Below are 19,732 nucleotides of genomic sequence, written 5' to 3' on the forward strand. Positions count from 1 at the left end.
TCCCTCTGATTCACGCGGTTGCGGCCCGTCACAACTGCACGCCGATGTACTTGGTCTCCAGGAACTCGTCGATGCCGGTGAGCCCGCCCTCGCGGCCGAGGCCGGACTCCTTGACCCCACCGAACGGGGCCGCCGGGTTGGACACCACGCCCTGGTTCAGCCCGACCATGCCGCTCTCGAGGGCCTCGCACACGCGCAGCCCGCGACGCAGGCTCTCGGTGTACACATAGCCGACCAGACCGTAAGGGGTGTCGTTGGCGCGCGCCACCACCTCGTCCTCGGTGTCGAAGGGGGTCAGGCTGGCCACGGGGCCGAAGATCTCGGTGTGGCACATCTCGGCGTCGTCGGGCACGTCGACCAGAACTGTTGCGGGATAGAAGTTTCCGGGACCGTCGAGGGATTCGCCGCCGAGCAGCACCCGCGCTCCGCGCGCCCGGGCGTCGGCCACCAGGTCGGTCACCTTGGCCACGGCATCCGCGTCGATCAGCGGGCCGACGACGACGCCGGGTTCGGTGCCGCGACCGAGCGGCAACTCCCCCATGCGCGCCGCGAGCCGCTCGGCGAAATCGCCGATCACACTGCGCTGCACGAAGATCCGGTTGGCGGCGGTGCACGCCTGGCCGATATTGCGCATCTTCGCCGCCATCGCGCCGTCCACGGCCGCGTCCAGATCGGCGTCGTCGAAGACGATGAAGGGCGCGTTGCCGCCGAGTTCCATCGAGGTGCGCATGACCGTCTGCGCGCACTGCTCCAGCAGCTTCTTGCCGACCGCGGTGGAACCGGTGAACGACAGCTTGCGGGAGCGTTCGTCGAGGATCATCGGCGTCATCACCGCGCCCGGGTCCGAGGTGGTCACCACGTTCACCACGCCCGCGGGCACCCCCGCCGCCCGAAGGATGTCGGCCAGGGCCAGCGTGCACAGCGGGGTCTGCTCGGCGGGCTTCACCACGCAGGTGCAACCCGCCGCCAGCGCGGGGCCGATCTTGCGGGTGCCCATGGCCATCGGGAAGTTCCACGGCGTGATCAGCAGGCTCGGCCCGACCGGCTGCCGGGCGACCAGGAACCGGGAGCCGCCCGCCGGAGCCGTCATGTATCCGCCGTCCAGGCGTACGGCCTCCTCGGCGAACCAGCGGAAGAACTCTGCGGCATAAGCGATCTCGCCGCGCGCCTCGGCCAGGGGCTTGCCCATCTCGAGGGTCGCGATCAGGCCCAGCCGGTCGACATCGTCCAGCAGCATGCGGTGCGCCCGCATCAGGATGTCGCTGCGCTCGCGCGGCGGTGTGCGCGCCCAGTCGGCCTGCGCGGCCGCGGCCGCCTCGAGCGCGGCCAGCCCGTCCGCCGGCGCGGCGTCGGCCACCTCGCACAGGACCTGCCCGGTCGCGGGGTCGGTCACCGGCATCGTCCGCGCGGCCGCGCGCCACTGGCCGCCGATGTAAAGCCCGGTAGGCACGCTGTCGACCGCGGCCCGCTCGTCCGCGTTCAGGCTCGCGCCGGGCCGATTCGAGATCGTGTCGGTCTGCGTCACCGCGTGCTCCTCACCCTGGTTCGACTGCGGCCCATTGCTGCGGCCCCGCTCGCCATGTTATGCATATTGTCGACAATCAGACAATAGACAATCCGTGCGGGCGCGGCTCCTCCCGCGCCGGGCGCCCATATCCCACGCTCCGGAAGGCGGATCACGATGACGGCTCTCTCCCCCGTCCTGAAGCAGGCCACCCCGGTCACCGTCGACCACGGCGAGGGCTGTTACCTCTACGCGTCCGACGGCCGCCGCTACCTCGACTTCACCGCCGGGATCGGTGTCACCAGCACCGGGCACTGCCACCCGAAGGTGGTCGAGGCCGCGCAGCGGCAGATCGGCAGCCTGATCCACGGCCAGTACACGACCGTCATGCACAAGCCGCTGCTGGCGTTGACCGAACGACTCGGCGATGTGCTGCCGACCGGCCTGGACTCGGTGTTCTTCGCCAATTCCGGCAGCGAGGCGATCGAGGCCGCGCTGCGTCTGGTCCGTCAGGCCACCGGACGACCGAATGTCGTGGTGTTCCACGGCGGTTTCCACGGCCGCACGGTCGCCGCCGCTACGATGACCACCTCCGGCACCCGGTTCTCCGCCGGATTCAGCCCGCTCATGGCCGGGGTGCACGTGGCGCCGTTCCCGACCGCGTTCCGCTACGGCTGGAGCGAGGAGCAGGCCACCGACTTCGCCCTGCGCGAGCTGGATTACCTGCTCACCACGCTTTCGGCGCCCGCCGAGACCGCCGCGTTCTTCGTCGAGCCCGTGCTGGGCGAGGGCGGATACATCCCCGGTAACACCCGCTTCTTCCAGGGCCTGCGCGAGCGTGCCGACCGGCACGGCATCCTGCTGGTCTTCGACGAGATCCAGACCGGTTTCGGCCGCACCGGAAAGTTCTTCGGCCACCAGCACTTCGACGTGCGGCCCGACATCATCACCATCGCGAAGGGCCTCGCCAGCGGCTTCCCGCTGTCGGGCATCGCCGCCTCGAGCGAGCTGATGGCGAAGGCGTGGCCCGGCTCCCAGGGCGGCACCTACGGCGGCAACGCCGTGGCCTGCGCCGCCGCGCTGGCGACCATCGACGTCATCGAATCCGAAGGCCTCGTCGACAACGCCGCCGAGCGCGGGCGCCAGTTGCTGGCCGGTGCGCGCGAGCGCGCGACGAAGGCCGTCGGCGACGTCCGCGGCCTCGGCCTGCTGGTCGGCACCGAATTCACCACGCCCACCGGCGAACCCGACACCGCGACCGCGTCGACCGCGCAGCGGCTCGCCCACGAGAAGGGTCTGCTGCTGCTCACCTGCGGCGCCTACAGCAATGTGGTCCGCATGATCCCCCCGCTGATCGTGAGCGCCGAGCAGGTCGACGAGGCACTGGGTATCTGGTCCGCCGTGCTCGACGAACTGTAGGGAGACATCGACATGGCCCGCTACATCACCATCACGCTCACCAAGGCCGGCGTCCGCTGCCGCGCCCGGTTGCTGGACGACGAGGCCCCGCTCACCTGCGCCGCGGTCTGGGACGCCCTGCCGCAGGAGGGCGACGCCTTCCACGCCAAGTACGCCCGCAACGAGGTGTACACGCTGGTCCCCCGCCTCACCGCCGCCCCGCACCGCGAAAACCCCACCATCACACCGATTCCCGGCGACGTGTGCCTGTTCGACTTCGAACCGTGGGAGATCGGCAACCCGGCCTACGGCTACGAACCAGGCTCCGAAGCCCACCACGCCCAAGGCGCCACCGACCTCGCCCTGTTCTACGGCCGCAACAACCTCCTCATCAACGGCGACCAAGGCTGGGTCCCCGGCAACGTTTTCGCCACCATCGAAGAAGGCCTCACCGACATCGCCACCGCCTGCAACAACCTCTGGCTACGCGGCGTAGAAGGCGAAACCCTCGCCTTCGCCCGGGATTCCGAGTAGCACCGCTGTAGGCCCGCCACCGGAATCTTCCGGTGGCGGGCCCAGTGCTGCTTCCGCAGACAGGCCCGGCTGACGCTCCCACAGACCGGCCCGGCTGACGCTCCCGGCAAATAGGCCCGGCCTGAGCGGACACGGAACGCACGGATGCGGCAAATTTCGCCGCGTAAGTGCGATCTGTGTCCGCCCAGGCCGGGCCTGTTACTCGCGTCTAGCCCAGCACCACTTCGGCGAAACGGGCCAAGGCCAGTACCAGGTCGTCGGAGTGGCGGGGGCCGACGATCTGGAGGCCGACCGGGAGACCCGCCTTCGTGGTGCCTACGGGGAGGCTGACGGCGGGTTGCTGAGTCATGTTGAACGGGTAGGTGAACGGGGTCCACTGAGGCCAGCTGCGCATGCCGCTGCCGGGAGGTACGTCGTGGCCCGCCTCGAAGGCGGGGATCGGCACGGTCGGGGTGATCAGCACGTCGTAGGCGGTGTGGAAGGCGCCCATCACGATGCCGACCTCGGCCGCGACCGCGCGGGCGTCGAGGTAGGCCACCGCGTCCAGCCGCGCGCCGCGATCCCAGACCTCGCCCAGGCCCGGATCGACGCGCCCGCGGCTGCCCGCCGAGAACTTCGACAGCATCGTCGCCGCGCCCGCGGCCCACAGGTCCTCGAACGCCTCCAGCGGATCGCTGAAGCCCGGGTCGGCTTGTGTCACATGCAATCCGGCCGCTTCGAGCTGCCGCACCGCTTCGCCCACCACGGCCGCCACCTCCGGGTCGACCTCGACGTAGCCGAGCGTCTCCGAATAGGCGGCCGTCGCCCCGCGCACATCGCGCTGCAACTCGCCGCGGAAGGTGGACAGCGTGGGCGCCAGCGCCGTGGGATCGCGCGGATCTTGCAGCGAGAGGATGTCCATCAGCAGAGCCGCGTCCTCGACCGTGCGGGTCATCGGCCCGGCGTGTGCCAGCGGCCCGAACGGGCTGGCCGGATACAGCGGGATCCGCCCGTGCGTCGGCTTGAATCCGACGATGCCGCAGAACGACGCCGGAATGCGCACGCTCCCACCGCCATCGGTGCCCACCGACACCGGGCCCATCCCGGCCGCCACCGCCGCGGCGCTGCCGCCGGAGGAACCGCCGCACGTCTTCGACGGATCGGCCGGGTTGCGGGTGATGCCGGTCAGCGGGCTGTCGGTGGTGGCCTTCCAGGCCAGTTCCGGGGTGGTCGTCTTGCCCAGGAACACCATGCCGTCCTCCCGCAGCCGCGCGGTGACCGGGCTGTCGAGCGGCCACGGCACGTCGGGCTCGATGGAGGTGGAGCCGCGGCGGGTCGGCCACCCCTCGGTGAGGAAGATGTCCTTGATCGAGATCGGTACCCCGTCCAGCAATCCCTGCACGTGCCCGGAGTGCCAGCGCGCCTCGGACTCCTTGGCCTGCATCAGGGCACGCTCTGCATCGATCAGGCAGAAGGCGTTCAGCTCGCCGTCGCGCTCGGCGATGGTGCCGAGTACGGCCTCGGTCGCCTCCACCGGTGACAACGCACCCGCCGAGTAGGCGGTGATCAGCTCGACCGCTGTCATCGCGGCCGGCTCGGTGGGGATATCAATATCGGGGTGGGCCATGGCTGACTCCCTTTCAGCTGGGGACGTATCCCAGCCTTTTGTCGACCACATTCTCCAGCGGCCGGCCGTCGATCCACTTCCGGAAGTTCCCGGCGAAGGCGGTCACGATGTCGCGGCGCCATCCGAGGACATCACCGGAGTTGTGGGGGGTGAGTTGGACGTTGGGCAGATCCCACAGCGCGTGCCCGGGAGGCAGCGGCTCGGGATCGACGACATCGAGCGCCGCGCCCGCGATGCTGCCGTTGCGCAGCGCGGCGACGAGATCGTCTGTCACTACTAGTTCCCCACGACCGACGTTGACGAAACGGGCATGCGGCTTCATCGCGGCGAACGCCCGCGCATCGAACATGTGCCGGGTCTGCGGCGTGAGCGGTGCGACCGCGACGACGTAATCGGCCGCGGGCAGTTCGGCGTGCAGATCGGTGCCGACGCTGCCGAAGTCCGGGTCATCGGTGTAGGCGCGCCGCCCCAGCCCCCGCACGTCCATGCCGACACAGCGCAGCATGCGGGCGATGGCCCGCCCGATGGACCCGGTGCCGACGACGAGTACGGTGGCACCGGACAATCGCTCGGATTCCCGGTGGCGCCAGTCGTGCCGCTGCTGTAACCGCCACGACTCGGGCAGGTCCTTGGCGAAGTTCAGGATCTGCGCGAGCACGTACTCGGCGATCGGCCCGTCGAAGATGCCGCGGGTGTTGGTGACGACGACGTCGCTGCCGATCAGTCCGTCGAACATTACGGAGTCGACCCCGGTGGCGCCGACGTGTACCCAGCGCAGCCGGTCCGCCGATGGCCAGGCCCCGGGGACGGCTGTACTGGTGAAGTCGTATACGAACAACACGTCGGCACCATGCAGCGCATCGGCGAGACCGTCGGAATCGGTGTAGCGGACCGTGGCCCGCTCGGACACCGGACGCATCAGTCCCGCATCGGGCCTGGTGCCATCGTGAAGAACGGTGACTATTTGGCCCTCAACCACATTGACAGGCTAGAAAGACATCGTATGATTGTCAACAATCCGATCGTGTGCGGAGGAATACCCAGCTGAACGCGAGAGGGGCCCCTCGTAGTGGAACTCAATTTTCCCGACATCGACGGCCCGGTCGCGCAGCGGGGTATAGGCATCATCGCACCGTTCGATCTCGCGCTGGAGCGTGAGCTGTGGCGGTGGGCGCCGCTCGAGGTCAGCCTGCACCTGGCGCGCACGCCCTACGAGCCGGTCCCGGTGTCGGTGGCGATGGCCGAGTTGGTGTCGAACGCGGCGCACCTCACCGCGGCCACCCGCAACGTGCTGCACGTCGAGCCGGAAGTCATTGCCTACCTGTGTAGTTCCGGCAGCTTCATCAAGGGCTTGGAGTACGAGCAGTCGCTGCGCGACACGATCTGCGCGGCTGGCGCCCGGGACGCGGTCACCACCTCCGGCGCGCTGATCGAGGCGATCCGCAAGCTGGAACTCACCCGCATCTCCGTCATCACCCCGTACGACGAGATCCTCACCCGCAAGCTGCACGAGTTTCTCGGCGAGGCCGGCTGCGAGGTCGTCCGCTCCGATCATCTCGGGCTCGGCGGCGGCATCTGGAAGGTCAGCTACCGCACCATCGCCGAACGCATCATCAATGCCGACGACCCGGCGGCCGAGGCGATCTTCGTCAGCTGTACCAACCTGCCCACCTACGACCTCGTGGAACCGCTCGAACAGGCCCTCGGCAAACCGGTGCTCACCGCCAACCAGCTCACCATGTGGGCGTGCCTGGGCCGCATGAAACTGCCCATGATGGGGCCCGGCAAGTGGCTCCAGGACGTCTTCTAGGGGAATCACCATGCAGACACCCACCATCGGCTTCATCTACCCCGACCACGCCGCCGAGGACGACTACCCCCGCGCCGCCGAGATCCTGGGCGCGGAACTGCGAGTCGCACACATCTACGGCACCGATCTGCACGCGGTACCCGAACTGCTCGATCTGGGCAGCCCGGAGCGGCTGCGCGAGGGCGCGGGGCTGCTGGCGCAGGCGCGGCCGGACGCGGTGGTGTGGGCCTGCACCTCGGGCAGCTTCGTCTACGGGCCGCGGGGAGCACGAGACCAGGTGCGGGGTTTGCGGGAGGCGGCCGGGGTGCCCGCCTCGAGCACCAGCTTCGCGTTCGTCAATGCCGCACGCGCACTGGGTATCTCGTCGGTCGCGGTGTGCGCCAGCTACCCGGACGACGTCGCCCGGCTGTTCGTAGATTTCCTGGGTGCCGAGGGCATCGACGTGATATCGATGTCCAGCGCGGGCATCGACACCGCCGCCGAGGTCGGCACCCTGGAGGCCGAGCAGGTCGTGAAACTCGCTGTGGCCAACGATCATCCGGACGCCCAGGCGCTGCTGATCCCCGACACCGCCATGCACACCGTGGCGGTGCTGCCGGAGCTGGAGGCCACGCTCGGCAAACCGGTGCTGACCGCGAACCAGGTGACGATCTGGGAGGGTATCCGGCTCGCCGGATATTCGCCGGGGAGCGAACCGATCGCACCGCAACTCGGTAAGCTGTTCTCGGAAAGGCTCATTCATGTCGGTTATTGAATTCGAGCCGGTGAACCGGCAGTCCACGGCGGAGATGATCGCCGACCGGCTCCGTGCGGCGATCATGCGCGGTACGCTCGCGCCCGGCGCACAGCTGGTCGAGGCCGACCTCGCCACCCAGTTCGACGTGTCCCGCGGTCCGGTGCGGGAGGCGATGCAACGCTTGGTGTCCGAGGGTCTCCTGCACAGCATCCGGCACCGGGGCATCTTCGTCATCGAACTGTCCCTCGACGACGTGCTCGACGTGTACCGCGCCCGCACCGCCATCGAGGGCGGCGCGCTGGAGCTGATCTTCGAGGGCCGCCGCGAGATCGCCTACACCGCACTGGAACCCAGCGTCCTCGCGATGCGCGCCTGCGCCGACCGCGGTGACGCCGCCGGCGTCTCCGATGCCGACCAGGCCTTCCACGAGGCCTTGGTCGCCAGCGCCGACAGCCCCCGCCTGGCACACGCCGCCCGCACCCTGTTCATCGAGACCCGAATGTGCCTGGGCGCCTTGGAAACCACCTACCCCGACGTACTCGAACAGATCCAGGAACACGCCGACCTCCGCGAGGCCATCGGCTCCGGCGCCCCCGCCCGCGCCCGCAAACTCCTGGTCGACCACATGCACGACGCGGTGGAACGGTTGCGCGTGTCGTTCGCCGCGGCCGCGTCCACCGCGCCGCAACCGGCCAACTCGTAGCGCTCCCGCGAGCGTCAGTCGATCAGGCCGCGGGGGCGGATGACGAAGGCCGGGGAGGAGCGTTTGCCTTTTTCCTCGAGCAGGGCGATGGCTCGGCCGTCCGGGGTGAGCGCCGCGTGCGTTCCCGCGATGCCGAGCGGGTCCAGCCAGCGGCCGTCGCGCAGGGATTGTTCCTCGTCCGATGTGATGGTCCGGGACGGGAAGGCCAGGCGGGCAGCGGAATCGATGTCCAGGCTCAGAGCGGGGGCGTCGGCCAGCTGGGCCAGGGTGCGGGCGTGGTCGAGGGTGAACGGGCCGACGCGGGTGCGGCGCAGGGCGGTGAGGTGGCCGCCGACGCCGAGGTCGGCGCCCAGGTCGCGGGCCAGGGCACGGATGTAGGTGCCCGACGAGCAGTCGACCTCGACGTCCAGGTCCACGAATGTCGTTGCGCCGGTGTCGATATCGTGGCGTTTCAGGACGTCGAAGCGGCTCACGGTGACCGGGCGGGCGGCCAGTTGCACGTCCTCGCCCGCGCGGGCCCGGGCGTAGGCGCGTTCGCCGTCGATCTTGATCGCGCTCACCGTGGCGGGGACCTGCTGGATGTCACCGGTCAATTTCGCTGTACCGGAGGCTATCTCGGCGTCGGTGAGGTGCCCGGCGGGCGTGGTGGCGACTGTCTCGCCCTCGGCGTCGTCGGTGACCGTCGACTGCCCGAGCCGGATGGTCGCGGCGTAGGACTTGGTGGTGAGGCTGAGCAGTCCCAACATCTTGGTCGCCCGCTCCACCCCCAGCACCAGCACACCGGTCGCCATCGGGTCGAGGGTGCCCGCGTGCCCGATCTTGCGGGTGCGCAACAGCTTCCGGCACCGCGACACCACGTCGTGGCTGGTCATGCCGCCGTCCTTGTCGACGATCAGCAGGCCGCCGAGCGCGTTCACCAGCGGGGTGCGCTGTTCGCTCATCAGCCCGCCGCGATCGCGGTCAGAATCAGCCCGTCGCCGATCAGCCAGCGCCCGTCGAACGAGATCAGCGGGGCCCCACCGTCATTGGTCTGGCCCGGCACCAGCAGCTTGCTGTGGAAGGTGCCCGCGCTGCCGGTGTCGTCGATGGTGAAGGTGATGTGCGCGTCCTCGAAACCCAGCCACCGCAGGGTCAGCGGGAACCACGCCTTGTAGGTGGCTTCCTTGGCGCAGAACAGCAATCGGTCCAGGTGCAGACCGGTGGCCGGGATGGCGCCCTGTAGCCAGTCGCGCTCGGGTTGCAGGCTGACCGAGTCCAGCACGCCCTCGGGCAGGGTGTCGTGCGGCTCGGCGTCGATACCCACCGATCGCCAGCGCAGCCGATGCGCCAGGGCCGCGGCCCGATAGCCGTCGCAGTGGGTGAGGCTGCCGACCACGCCGGTCGGGAACAGCGGCATGCCCCGCTCCCCCTTGCCGATCGCCACCTGCGGCTCGCCCAGCTGGGCCAGGGCCTGCCGTGCACAGTAGCGCGCCCCGATGAAGTCCCGGCGCCGCTTCTCCACCGACTTCGCGATCAGATGTTCCTCACCGGGGTGCGGCTTCAGCTCCTCCGGATACCGCACCAACTCGGCCGCGGCCACCCCATCGGGAAGGATCCTGCCGATGATGCTCGCCCGCTCCTCGATGACCGCCTCCTGACTCGACACCTTGCTTGCCTCACGAGATTAACGGAGGGCAGGGTCCGCTCGATCACCCCAGTCCGCGGCGGCGGTCGGCCACGCGGCGCATCTCCACCGCGGCGGCGCGCATGGCGGGGGTGATCTTGAAGTGGCCGCCCCACTCGTTCAGATCGTCCGGGCCGTACTCCGGGGCGGGGAGGATCTGGCGCAGCAGTTTGTCGGGCAGACCGCGGCGTTGCCATTCGCGGGGGTAGCCGAGCGACACCTCCTCGTGGCGGACGCCGTCGTAGAAGGTGGTGCGCGGAATGTGCAAGTGGCCGTAGACGGAGCAGACCACGTTGTAGCGGACGTGCCAGTCCGCGGTCAGCTCCGTGCCGCACCACAGCGAGAACTCCGGATAGAACAGCATCCGGGTGGGCTCGCGGTTGAGCGGGAAGTGGTTGATCAGCACCACCGGGGTGTCGGTGCCCAGGTCGTCGAGGCGGCGGCGGGTGTACTGCACGCGGGCGTGACACCAGGCGTCGCGGGTCACGTACGGGTCCGGCGACAGCAGGAATTCGTCGGTGGCGACGACGTTGCGGTCGCGGGCCAGCGCCATCGCCTCGGCCTTGGTGGTCGTGCCGGCGGGCCGCCACGAGTAGTCGTAGAGCACGAACAACGGCGCCAGCGTTACCGCGCCGCCGTGCTGTTCGGCGCCCGCGCCCTCCCACACCGGGAACGGATCCTCCGGCGTCAGCACGTCCAGGTCCCGGCACAGCGACACCAGGTAGTCGTATCGGGCGGCGCCGTGCATCTGCACGGGATCCTTTGTGGTGGTCCACAATTCGTGGTTTCCCGGCACCCAGATCACCTTCGCGAAACGCTTGCGCAGCAGTTCGAGAGCCCACCGGATGTCGTCGGTCTTCTCCGCCACATCGCCCGCGACGATCAGCCAGTCCTCGGGTGAATCGGCCCTGATCTCCTCGACGACGGGCTTGTTGCCCTGGTGCCCGACATGGATATCGCTCACGGCCATCAGCTTCGGATTCACCCGGCACCAACCTCCTACTCTCCTGCCACGCCTGCATGCGGCAACCGCGGCGGTCCGTTCCACATTCCCATGCCCTGCGCTCACCGTCCCGGCGGGGCTGGCTGTGGCTCTGCGGGCCGACTACCCCATGCCGCCCGGAATCTCCGCGCCGACCCGAGCCCAGCGCCCGGACCAGGCTCGCACGCTCACCGCGACGAGCCGCAGCACGATGAATGCGGCCAGACCGCTCCAGATTCCGGCGATACCCCAGTCGAAGGCCAGGGACAGCCAGATGACCGGCAGGAATCCGACCAGCGCCGCACCCATGGTGGTGTTGCGCAGGTAGGCGGCGTCGCCCGCGCCGAGCAGCACGCCGTCGAGCGCGAACACCACACCCACCACCGGGATCAGGGCCACGAAGAACCACCAGACGACATGGGTCCGGTCCAGTACCAGCGGATCGGTGGTGAACAACCGCGGCACCACCTCGAATCCGGCGGCGAAGCACACCGCCAGCGCGACCGCGAACAGCGTGGACCAGACCGTGATCCGTCCCGCGAGCCGCCGCGCCCCGCGCGCGTTCCCGGCGCCGAGCGCCGCGCCCGTCAGCGTCTGGGCGGCGATAGCCAGCGAGTCCAGGGTCAGCGCGATGAAGTTCCACAGCTGCAACACCAGCTGATGCGCCGCCACCGACGCCGCACCGAACCGCGACGCCACCGCACCGGCCGAGACGAAGCACGCCTGGAAGGCCAGGCTGCGGACGATCAGGTCGCGCCCGAGCACCAGTTGCGCCCGCATGATCGCCGGGCGAGGCGCGGGCGAGATCCGGTCGGGGTCGCCCGGCGGCAGTAGGCATCGCCGGCCGAGCGCGCCCAGGAACATCGCGGCCGCGATGACCTGTCCGATCACATTGGCGACGGCCGAACCGTCCAGCCCCAGCCGCGGCGCCCCCAGCAAGCCGTGCACCAGCAGCGGGCACAGCACGGCCGACACCACCAGTCCCGCGATCACGTAGGCGAGCGGCCGCCGGGTCTGCTGCACGCCACGTAGCCATCCGTTTCCGGCCATGGTGACCAGGATCAGCGGCACTCCGAACAGCGCGATCCGCAACCACCCCAGCGCCGCGTCGGCGATGTCGTGCCCGCCCGCGATCAGTTCGGTGACGGGGCCCGCGAACGCTTGCAGCACAACGAGAATCAGCACACCGATACCGATCGCCGTCCAGCTGGCCTGCACGCCCTCCTCGATCGCGCCCCGCCGATCCCCCGATCCGAACCGGCGGGCGGACCGCGCGGTGGTGCCGTAGGTCAGAAACGTCAGCTGCGTACTGACCTGCCCGAGAATCAGCCCGCCCACCGCCAGACCGGCCAGCGCCAGCGCCCCCAGCCGCCCGACCACCGCCATATCCCACAGCAGATAGATCGGTTCCGCGACGAGCACGCCCAACGTCGGCACCGCGATCCCGAGAATCCGCCGCGGCCCCGCCTCGGACGGGTCCTCGGCCACCGCCTCGACCGGCTCACACCCCTGCTGCGCGCTCATGATGACCCAGCCCCGCGTTCCCCCGACCCATCGCCGCGCACGCCAACCTCCCGAATGTCGTCCCGCCGACAACCACCCTCGCACACCCCACCGACAGCTCGACCGAGGCCACGTCTCACCGCCCCCGCCCCGTCACGTGCCGACCAATGACCGCCCCGATCCGTGCTCCCTGCTGACGAAGACGGAACTCCGAACCGACCGGCACTGTAGAGATCAGGTGGAGAGGGCCGACAGGAGGGAGGCGACCAGGTCGTCGGGTGTGCCGGTGGTGGTGTATCCGGCGGCGTAGCGGTGTCCGCCGCCGCCCAGCTTCGTGGCCACCTGCGCCACGTCTACGCCGTCGTCCAGGCCGACGCCGGTGTCGCGGGAGCGCAGCGAGACCGTCCATACGCCCGGCGCGGTCCGTGACTCCTTGAAGACGGCGGCGACGGCGGCCTCGGAGGTGGTGCGGACGAGGTCGATGACGCTCTCCACCTCCTCCGAGCGCAGGCCGTCGATATCGTCGCGGAGCACGAAGGCGTATACGAGCCCGGCCCCGGCGGCGGCGTCGGGCTCGAGATGGGCCGAGCCCAGCACTCGCGACAACATCGGCAGCCAACCGAAGGGATGGGTGTCCATCAGCGTGCGAGTGATACCGGCGCCGTCGATCCCGGTCTCCAGCAAACGTTCGGCAAGCCGGTGGGTGGTGGGACCGGCCCACCGGAAACACCCGGTGTCGGTCACCAGGCCCGCGAACAGGCAGTACGCCACCGCGTCATCGATCGGCTCGCCCCAGGCGTCGAAGACCCGCGCCAGCAGGCTGGTGGTCGACTCGGCCGTAGCGTCGATCACGTTCACCGTGCCGAAGCGCGTATTGGACCGGTGATGGTCGAGCACGAGAGTCGTTGCGGCGCCGGGAATCCGGTCGGCCAGCGTGCCGAGCCGCCCGACACTGCCGCAGTCGACCGCCACCAGCAGATCCACCTCGAGCGGCACCCGCGCGGGCGGCACCAGGAACTCGATGCCGGGCAGTGACCGCATCGAGGCCGGTAACTCCGCGGGCTCGGCGAACGAGACCCACACCGGCACGCCGCGCCGGTGCAGCACCTGCGCCAGCGCCAGCCCGCTGCCGACGGTGTCGGCGTCGGGTTGCACATGACACAGCACCGTGACCGACCGTGCGGCGTCCAGAACCTCGACGGCCGCGGCCAGATCCGCCGCCGGCGTTACTGCTGTCATCGCTTCAGCCTCGACCGCCTCGCGGGCGGTCAGTCTTCCTCGTCGCTCTTGTACGGATCGGCGTCACCGGCATAGGTCGCGTTGGACGCCACCTGTGCGACCTGTTCGTCGGCCGCGCGGGCGCGGGCCAACAACTCCTCCATCTCCCGCGCGGCGTCCGGGACGGTGTCCAGAACGAACGCGAGCGACGGCGTGAACTTGATACCGGTCGCCGCGCCGACCTTCGAGCGCAGCACGCCCTTGGCCTTCTCCAGCCCGGCCGCCGCACCGGTGAAGTCCGGTTCCGCGTCGATCGTTTCGCCCATCACCGTGTAGTAGACGGTGGCTTCCCGCAGGTCACCCGTCACTTTGGCATCGGTGACGGTGACGAATCCCAGCCGCGGGTCCTTGATCTCGTACTCGATCGCGGTACCGACGATATTGACGATCCGCTTCGCGAGCCGGCGTGCCCTGGCTTGGTCCACCATGGCCGACCCTCCTCTTTGTGTTGACTCAGTCTTCGGGTCCGAAGATCCGGCGGCGCACTGCCAGCAACTGTAACTCCGGACGCGCCGCCACGTGGCGTTCACACCGGTCCAGGACCTCTGTGAGATGGCCCATCGCGGAGCTGACCACGGCCACACCCAGCAGCGTGCGCCGATACCGGTCGTGTTCCCCGCCCTCGGCCGCGCACACCCCGAACCGTTGCAGTTCGGCGAGCAGGGGACGAATCACGGAACGCTTCTGTTTCAGCGAATGCACGTCGCCGAGCAGAATGTCGAACTCCAGCGCCCCGACGAACAACGGCTCACCTCATCTACTACGACGGACGACCGCGCCGGGCGAAATGACTTCGCCCGGCGCGGCCTTCGACACTCAGTCCCGCGGCTTCTCGCGAAGCTCGTAGGCCTCGATGATGTCGCCTTCCTTGATGTCGTTGTAGCGCAACGTCATACCGCATTCGAAGCCCTCGCGAGCCTCCATGACGTCGTCCTTCTCGCGGCGCAGCGACTCGATCGTCGTATCGGCGACCACCACGTTGTCGCGGAGCAGGCGCGCCTTGGCGTTGCGCTTGACCAGCCCGGAGGTGACCATGCAACCGGCGATGTTACCGAACTTCGAGGAACGGAAGATCGCGCGGATCTCGGCGCGACCCAGCTCGACCTCCTCGTAGATCGGCTTGAGCATGCCCTTGAGGGCCTTCTCGATCTCGTCGATGGCCTGGTAGATCACCGAGTAGTACCGGATGTCGACGCCCTCGCGGTTGGCCAGCTCGGTGGCCTTGCCCTCCGCGCGCACGTTGAAGCCGATGATGATCGCGCTGGAGGCCGACGCCAGGTTGATGTCGGTCTCCGTGACGCCACCGACGCCGCGGTTGATCACCCGCAGGCGCACCTCGTCGTCGATCTCGATACCCATGAGGGCTTCCTCGAGCGCCTCGACCGTACCGGAGTTGTCGCCCTTGAGGATCAGGTTGAGCTCCGAGGTCTCCTTCAGAGCGGCATCCAGATCTTCCAGGCTGATCCGCTTGCGGCTACGGGCGGCCAGCGCGTTGCGCTTGCGCGCGTTGCGCCGGTCGGCGATCTGCCGGGCGATGCGGTCTTCCTCGACGACCATGAAGTTGTCACCGGCGCCGGGCACCGAGGTGAAGCCGACGACCTCGACGGGCCGCGACGGCAGCGCCTCGGTGACGTCTTCGCCGTGCTCGTCGACCATGCGCCGCACGCGACCGTAGGCGTCGCCCGCCACGATCGAGTCGCCGACCCGCAGCGTGCCGCGCTGCACCAGCACCGTGGCCACCGGGCCGCGGCCGCGGTCCAGGTGCGCCTCGATGGCGACACCCTGCGCGTCCATATCCGGGTTGGCCCGCAGGTCCAGCGCCGCGTCGGCGGTCAGGACCACGGCCTCCAGCAGGGACTCGATATTGGTGCCCTGCCTGGCGGAGATGTTGGCGAACATGGTCTCGCCGCCGTACTCCTCGGCCACCAGGTTGTACTCGGTCAGCTGCTGGCGGACCTTCTCCGGGTTGGCGCCTTCCTTGTCGATCTTGTTGACCGCCACCACGATCGGCACGTCGGCGGCCTGCGCGTGGTTGATGGCCTCCACCGTCTGCGGCATCACGCCGTCGTCGGCGGCGACCACCAGGATCGCGATATCGGTCGACTTCGCACCGCGGGCACGCATGGCGGTGAACGCCTCGTGACCCGGGGTGTCGATGAAGGTGATCAGGCGGTCCTCGTCGTTCACGTTCGTGAGCACCTGGTAGGCGCCGATGTGCTGGGTGATGCCGCCGGCCTCGCCCTCGCGGACGTTGGTCTTGCGGATCGTGTCCAGCAGTCGGGTCTTACCGTGGTCGACGTGACCCATGACGGTCACCACCGGCGGACGGACCTGCAGGTCGGCGTCGTTGCCCTCGTCCTCGCCGTAGGTGAGGTCGAAGCTCTCCAGCAGCTCGCGGTCCTCGTCCTCGGGCGAGACCACGTGCACGACGTAGTTCATCTCGCCGCCGAGCAGCTCGAAGATCTCGTCGTTGACCGACTGGGTCGCGGTGACCATCTCGCCGAGGTTGAACAGCACCTGCACCAGCGAGGCCGGGTTGGCGTTGATCTTCTCGGCGAAGTCCGACAGCGACGCGCCGCGGGCGAGACGGATGATCTCGCCGTTGCCGCGGGGCAGCCGCACGCCACCGACCGACGGAGCCTGCATCGAGTCGTACTCTTGCCGCTTCTGCCGCTTCGACTTACGGCCCTTGCGGGGCGCGCCGCCGGGACGACCGAACGCGCCGGCCGCACCACCGCGGCCACCGGGACCGCCCGGACGACCGCCGCCACCGGGACGACCGCGGAAACCGCCGCCACCGGCCGCGGGAGCGCCCGCACCGGCACCGGCGCCACCACCGCCACCGCGGTAGTTACCGCCGCCGCCACCACCGGGACGACCGCCACCGGCGCCACCGCCGGGACGACCGCCACCCGGACGGCCACCACCGGCCGGGCCGGGACGCGCGGCGCGCTGCGGCATCGCACCCGGGTTCGGGCGCGGGGGCATCGAGCCGGGGCTCGGCCGCGGGCCGGACGGTCGCTGACCGCCCTGCGGGGCCGGACGCGGCGCGTTGCCCGGTGTCGGCCGGGGACCGCCCTGCGACGGACCCGGACGCGGGCCGCCACCCGGAGCCGGACGCGGCGCGGGCCGCTCGGGCGCGGAGGTGAACGGGTTGTTGCCGACGCGCGGTGTCTTCGGGCCGGGCTTGGGACCGGAACGCTGACCCGGCTGTGCCGGAGCGCCACTCTTCGGCTGGCCGGGACGCGGGCCACCGCCCGGAGCCGGACGCGAACCCTGCTGCGGCGCGGGCGCCGGAGCGGACTGCTGCGCGGCCGCCGGGGCCGGAGCGGCCGGACGCGCGGCGCCGGGCTTGGGACCGGGCGCCGGAGCCGGACCGGGCTTCACCGCCGGACCGGGCCGGGCCTCCTGCGACGGAGCCGACGCGGCCGCCGGAGCCTCGGAGCGGGCCGCCGGAGCGGACTGCTGCGCGGCCGCGGCCGGGGCCGATTGCTGCGCCGGGCTGGGCGTATTGCTACGCGGTCCGGGACGCGGACCGGGGGCGCCGGGTCCGGGCTTGCCGCCCGAACGCGCGGTCTGACCGGGACCGGGCCGGGCGCCCGACTTCGCACTGCCGTTCGCCGGGGCTGATTTCGTCGAGAACGACTCCCGCAGCCGGCGCGCGACGGGTGCCTCCACCGTCGACGACGCCGACTTCACGAACTCGCCCTGCTCTTTCAGCGTTGCGAGTAGTTCTTTGCTCGTGACACCGAGTTCTTTTGCCAACTCGTGCACGCGGGCCTTGCCTGCCACTGCTCTCCTCACTGAGAGGTCGAGCGTGACAGTCCGTCCGGAGACGGAAGTCCGCACGACCTCCGATTATCTTCGATGGCCGATCATCGTTGGTACTTCACGGTGTGCTCATGAGTGCTCGTGCCTGTTCTCCACGTAGTGCTCCAGGGCTGAGATATCCAGTTTTCCGGACACTCTTAGCGCTCTGCCGAACGCTCGGCGCCGAACTGCTGCGCTCAGACAAGCCGAAGCGGGGTGCAACCAGGCACCCCGTCCGGGAAGTCTGTGCCGCGGATCGGGAACGACCGCAACACCGCCCTCGTCGGACGACAGCGCCACGACCCGCAACAGATCGGCGGCCAGCTCGCGCTTCCGGCAGCCCACACACGTCCGAACGGGACCCGAGGGTGGACCCTCGATCCGCGCGGTGCGCGTGGAAACCGGAGACTCGTGCTGAGCCTGCGTCCACTCTACCGCTGCCATGTCCCGAACCCCGCATCCAGCCCTCTGGTTAGTTACCAACCTGTCATCCCGCTCCGCCGTTCCGGCTGCTGACGGGCCGTTCCGGCCCGTCGGCGCCGGGTCTCAGCTGTGCGGCGCCTCCGTCCGGACCGAGCCCGTCACGTCGGGTGCGGCGTCGCTGCGGATGTCGATGCGCCAGCCGGTGAGGCGGGCCGCCAGGCGGGCGTTCTGGCCTTCCTTGCCGATCGCCAGCGAGAGCTGGAAGTCGGGGACCACGACGCGCGCCGCACGCGCCTCCGGGTCCACGATCGCCACGGACACAACCTTCGAGGGGCTCAACGCATTCCCGACGAAGGTGGCCGGATCGTCGGCGTAGTCGATGATGTCGATCTTCTCCCCCGCCAGCTCGCTCATCACGTTGCGCACGCGCTGACCCATCGGGCCGATGCAGGCGCCCTTGGCGTTGACGCCGGGGACGTTGGTGCGCACCGCGATCTTGGAGCGGTGCCCGGCCTCGCGGGCCACCGCGACGATCTCCACCGAGCCGTCGGCGATCTCGGGCACCTCCAGGGCGAACAACCGGCGCACCAGATTCGGATGCGAGCGCGAGAGGTTGATCTGCGGGCCGCGCGGGCCGCGGGACACGGCGTAGACGTAGCACTTGATGCGGTCACCGTGCTCGTAGGTCTCGCCGGGAACCTGCTCGGCGGGCGGGATCAGGCCCTCCGCGCCGGTCGCCTCGCTGCCGATGCGCACCACGATGGTGCCGCGGGCGTTCATGCGGGCGTCGCGCTGCACCACGCCGCCGACGATGTCGCCCTCGTGAGTCGAGAACTCGCCGAACGACTTCTCGTTCTCGGCGTCGCGCAGCCGCTGCAGCACCACCTGGCGGGCGGTGGTCGCGGCGATGCGGCCGAAACCCTCAGGGGTGTCGTCCCATTCGGAGATGGTGTTGCCGTCGTCGTCGACCTCGCGGGCCAGCACGCGCACCACGCCCGTCTTTTGGTTGATGTCGATGCGGGCGTTGGGCTGATGGCCCTCGGTGTGCCGGTACGCGGTCAGCAGCGCGGACTCGATCGCGGAGATCACCGTCTCCATCGAGATCCCCTTGTCGGCGACGATCGCTCGCAGGGCTTCGATTTCGATGTTCATTCCACGATCCCTTCGGTCGACGCTACTGAGTGGAGTGCTCCCTGGTCTTCTGTCCCAGTGCCCGGTTCGGGACGACCCGGCACCACTCCTCCCGCCAATTCCAGTTCCGCCGCGCCGGGGGCGGAGAATTCCACCTGGACGACGGCCTCGGCGATATCCGCGAGGGGCACGGTGACGCGATGCGGTTTTCGTTTTCCGCCGAGTACCAGCGCCACCTCGGAATCGGTGGACGCGCCCACCCGCGCGTCGAATCTGTTCTCGTTCCACGGGCCCGGCACACCCGGGCGCATGGTCACCCGGACCTTGCGGCCGCGGGCGCGGCGCCAATGACGGGGCGCGGTGAGCGGGCGGTCGACGCCGGGCGAGGTGACCTCCAGCAGATACTGGGTCTCACCGAAATCGCCGGCCGTGTCGAGCAGCTCGGAGATCTCCGAACTCAATTCCGCGACGGTGTCCAGGTCGAGGGCCTCGTCGCCGTCCACGGTCACCGTCACCCGCGCCTGACCGGTGGCCACGATCGACACGCCCTCGAGGTCGAATCCTCGGCGCTCGACGGGTCCAGCTACGAGCTGGCTCACCCTTTCCTCGGTCGGCATCGGCATGTGGAGCGGCTCCTGGTTCAGTTGTGTC

19 protein-coding genes are annotated in these 19,732 nt (G+C 69.7%); 5 read left to right on the plus strand and 14 right to left on the minus strand.

Going from position 1 to position 19,732, the window contains the following annotated elements:
* Positions 1-28: 28 nt before the first annotated feature.
* Complete coding sequence (locus tag ACFMRZ_RS11420) at positions 29-1,450, minus strand: NAD-dependent succinate-semialdehyde dehydrogenase (RefSeq protein ID WP_400182830.1); 1,422 nt, start codon at positions 1,448-1,450, stop codon at positions 29-31.
* Positions 1,451-1,681: 231 nt separating this feature from the next.
* On the opposite strand from ACFMRZ_RS11420, the gene ACFMRZ_RS11425 reads away from it, so the two are divergent.
* Positions 1,682-2,923: an aspartate aminotransferase family protein gene (locus ACFMRZ_RS11425; RefSeq protein ID WP_400179129.1), complete on the plus strand. Its 1,242-nt coding sequence runs from the start codon at positions 1,682-1,684 to the stop codon at positions 2,921-2,923.
* 12 nt (positions 2,924-2,935) lie between these two features.
* The gene (locus ACFMRZ_RS11430; protein WP_400179130.1) at positions 2,936-3,436 is read left to right on the plus strand and encodes a DUF3830 family protein; all 501 of its coding nucleotides are present in this window, start codon (positions 2,936-2,938) and stop codon (positions 3,434-3,436) included.
* Positions 3,437-3,644: 208 nt separating this feature from the next.
* Here ACFMRZ_RS11430 and ACFMRZ_RS11435 read toward each other — a convergent pair whose 3' ends face one another.
* Both ACFMRZ_RS11435 and ACFMRZ_RS11440 read right to left on the minus strand, forming a co-directional pair.
* On the minus strand, positions 3,645-5,027 hold the full coding sequence (locus ACFMRZ_RS11435; protein WP_400182831.1) for an amidase: 1,383 nt from the start codon (positions 5,025-5,027) through the stop codon (positions 3,645-3,647).
* A 28-nt stretch (positions 5,028-5,055) separates the two neighbouring features.
* Positions 5,056-5,961: a D-2-hydroxyacid dehydrogenase gene (locus ACFMRZ_RS11440; RefSeq protein WP_280366125.1), complete on the minus strand. Its 906-nt coding sequence runs from the start codon at positions 5,959-5,961 to the stop codon at positions 5,056-5,058.
* 150 nt (positions 5,962-6,111) lie between these two features.
* Here ACFMRZ_RS11440 and ACFMRZ_RS11445 point away from each other — a divergent pair, with 150 nt between their 5' ends.
* From ACFMRZ_RS11445 to ACFMRZ_RS11455, 3 genes are read left to right on the plus strand one after another with little or no spacing between them, the layout of a single operon-like run.
* Positions 6,112-6,852 carry an Asp/Glu/hydantoin racemase gene (locus ACFMRZ_RS11445; protein ID WP_280366119.1) on the plus strand — a complete coding sequence of 247 codons (741 nt, stop codon included), beginning with the start codon at positions 6,112-6,114 and terminating at the stop codon, positions 6,850-6,852.
* A 4-nt stretch (positions 6,853-6,856) separates the two neighbouring features.
* Entirely contained in the window at positions 6,857-7,606 is a 750-nt protein-coding gene (locus ACFMRZ_RS11450) for a maleate cis-trans isomerase (protein WP_400182832.1), read from the plus strand.
* On the plus strand, positions 7,593-8,291 hold the full coding sequence (locus ACFMRZ_RS11455; RefSeq protein ID WP_280272803.1) for a GntR family transcriptional regulator: 699 nt from the start codon (positions 7,593-7,595) through the stop codon (positions 8,289-8,291). The genes ACFMRZ_RS11450 and ACFMRZ_RS11455 overlap by 14 nt, the downstream gene beginning before the upstream one ends.
* A 14-nt stretch (positions 8,292-8,305) precedes the next feature.
* Here ACFMRZ_RS11455 and truB read toward each other — a convergent pair whose 3' ends face one another.
* The 11 genes from truB to rimP form a co-directional block, all read right to left on the minus strand.
* Entirely contained in the window at positions 8,306-9,232 is a 927-nt protein-coding gene (truB, locus tag ACFMRZ_RS11460) for a tRNA pseudouridine(55) synthase TruB (RefSeq protein WP_400179131.1), read from the minus strand.
* Positions 9,232-9,897, minus strand: a complete 666-nt coding sequence (gene npt / locus ACFMRZ_RS11465; RefSeq protein WP_400182833.1) for a 4'-phosphopantetheinyl transferase Npt — start codon at positions 9,895-9,897, stop codon at positions 9,232-9,234. Before npt ends, truB begins: the two co-directional genes overlap by 1 nt.
* Positions 9,898-9,979: 82 nt before the next feature.
* Positions 9,980-10,939: a metallophosphoesterase family protein gene (locus tag ACFMRZ_RS11470; protein ID WP_400179132.1), complete on the minus strand. Its 960-nt coding sequence runs from the start codon at positions 10,937-10,939 to the stop codon at positions 9,980-9,982.
* 120 nt (positions 10,940-11,059) lie between these two features.
* Complete coding sequence (locus ACFMRZ_RS11475) at positions 11,060-12,460, minus strand: MATE family efflux transporter (protein ID WP_400179133.1); 1,401 nt, start codon at positions 12,458-12,460, stop codon at positions 11,060-11,062.
* Between the two features lie 213 nt (positions 12,461-12,673).
* A complete protein-coding gene (locus ACFMRZ_RS11480; RefSeq protein ID WP_400179134.1) occupies positions 12,674-13,678 on the minus strand; it encodes a bifunctional oligoribonuclease/PAP phosphatase NrnA in 1,005 nt (334 codons plus the stop codon).
* A gap of 29 nt (positions 13,679-13,707) precedes the next feature.
* Positions 13,708-14,145, minus strand: coding sequence for a 30S ribosome-binding factor RbfA (gene rbfA / locus ACFMRZ_RS11485; RefSeq protein WP_280272808.1), 438 nt, complete (start codon positions 14,143-14,145; stop codon positions 13,708-13,710).
* A 25-nt stretch (positions 14,146-14,170) separates the two neighbouring features.
* Positions 14,171-14,461 carry a DUF503 domain-containing protein gene (locus ACFMRZ_RS11490; RefSeq protein WP_280272809.1) on the minus strand — a complete coding sequence of 97 codons (291 nt, stop codon included), beginning with the start codon at positions 14,459-14,461 and terminating at the stop codon, positions 14,171-14,173.
* A 72-nt stretch (positions 14,462-14,533) separates the two neighbouring features.
* Entirely contained in the window at positions 14,534-17,509 is a 2,976-nt protein-coding gene (gene infB / locus ACFMRZ_RS11495; RefSeq protein ID WP_400179135.1) for a translation initiation factor IF-2, read from the minus strand.
* A gap of 108 nt (positions 17,510-17,617) precedes the next feature.
* Complete coding sequence (locus tag ACFMRZ_RS11500; RefSeq protein ID WP_400179136.1) at positions 17,618-17,971, minus strand: YlxR family protein; 354 nt, start codon at positions 17,969-17,971, stop codon at positions 17,618-17,620.
* A 102-nt stretch (positions 17,972-18,073) separates the two neighbouring features.
* Positions 18,074-19,102, minus strand: coding sequence for a transcription termination factor NusA (gene nusA / locus ACFMRZ_RS11505; protein ID WP_400179137.1), 1,029 nt, complete (start codon positions 19,100-19,102; stop codon positions 18,074-18,076).
* Positions 19,099-19,704, minus strand: a complete 606-nt coding sequence (gene rimP / locus ACFMRZ_RS11510) for a ribosome maturation factor RimP (protein WP_400179138.1) — start codon at positions 19,702-19,704, stop codon at positions 19,099-19,101. The genes nusA and rimP overlap by 4 nt, the downstream gene beginning before the upstream one ends.
* Positions 19,705-19,732: the final 28 nt, after the last annotated feature.

It is taken from the genome of Nocardia sp. N2S4-5 (assembly GCF_044628355.1).
GTDB lineage: Bacteria > Actinomycetota > Actinomycetes > Mycobacteriales > Mycobacteriaceae > Nocardia > Nocardia wallacei_B.

Bases quoted from the DNA above. Each gene is read 5' to 3' on its own strand.
- rimP (WP_400179138.1), bottom strand. From the start codon at position 19,704: ATGCCGATGCCGACCGAGGAAAGGGTGAGCCAGCTCGTAGCTGGACCC.
- ACFMRZ_RS11475 (WP_400179133.1), bottom strand. From the start codon at position 12,460: ATGAGCGCGCAGCAGGGGTGTGAGCCGGTCGAGGCGGTGGCCGAGGAC.
- ACFMRZ_RS11455 (WP_280272803.1), top strand. From the start codon at position 7,593: ATGTCGGTTATTGAATTCGAGCCGGTGAACCGGCAGTCCACGGCGGAG.
- truB (WP_400179131.1), bottom strand. From the start codon at position 9,232: ATGAGCGAACAGCGCACCCCGCTGGTGAACGCGCTCGGCGGCCTGCTG.
- ACFMRZ_RS11425 (WP_400179129.1), top strand. From the start codon at position 1,682: ATGACGGCTCTCTCCCCCGTCCTGAAGCAGGCCACCCCGGTCACCGTC.
- rbfA (WP_280272808.1), bottom strand. From the start codon at position 14,145: ATGGTGGACCAAGCCAGGGCACGCCGGCTCGCGAAGCGGATCGTCAAT.
- ACFMRZ_RS11480 (WP_400179134.1), bottom strand. From the start codon at position 13,678: ATGACAGCAGTAACGCCGGCGGCGGATCTGGCCGCGGCCGTCGAGGTT.
- ACFMRZ_RS11430 (WP_400179130.1), top strand. From the start codon at position 2,936: ATGGCCCGCTACATCACCATCACGCTCACCAAGGCCGGCGTCCGCTGC.
- nusA (WP_400179137.1), bottom strand. From the start codon at position 19,102: ATGAACATCGAAATCGAAGCCCTGCGAGCGATCGTCGCCGACAAGGGG.
- ACFMRZ_RS11440 (WP_280366125.1), bottom strand. From the start codon at position 5,961: ATGCGTCCGGTGTCCGAGCGGGCCACGGTCCGCTACACCGATTCCGAC.
- ACFMRZ_RS11500 (WP_400179136.1), bottom strand. From the start codon at position 17,971: ATGGCAGCGGTAGAGTGGACGCAGGCTCAGCACGAGTCTCCGGTTTCC.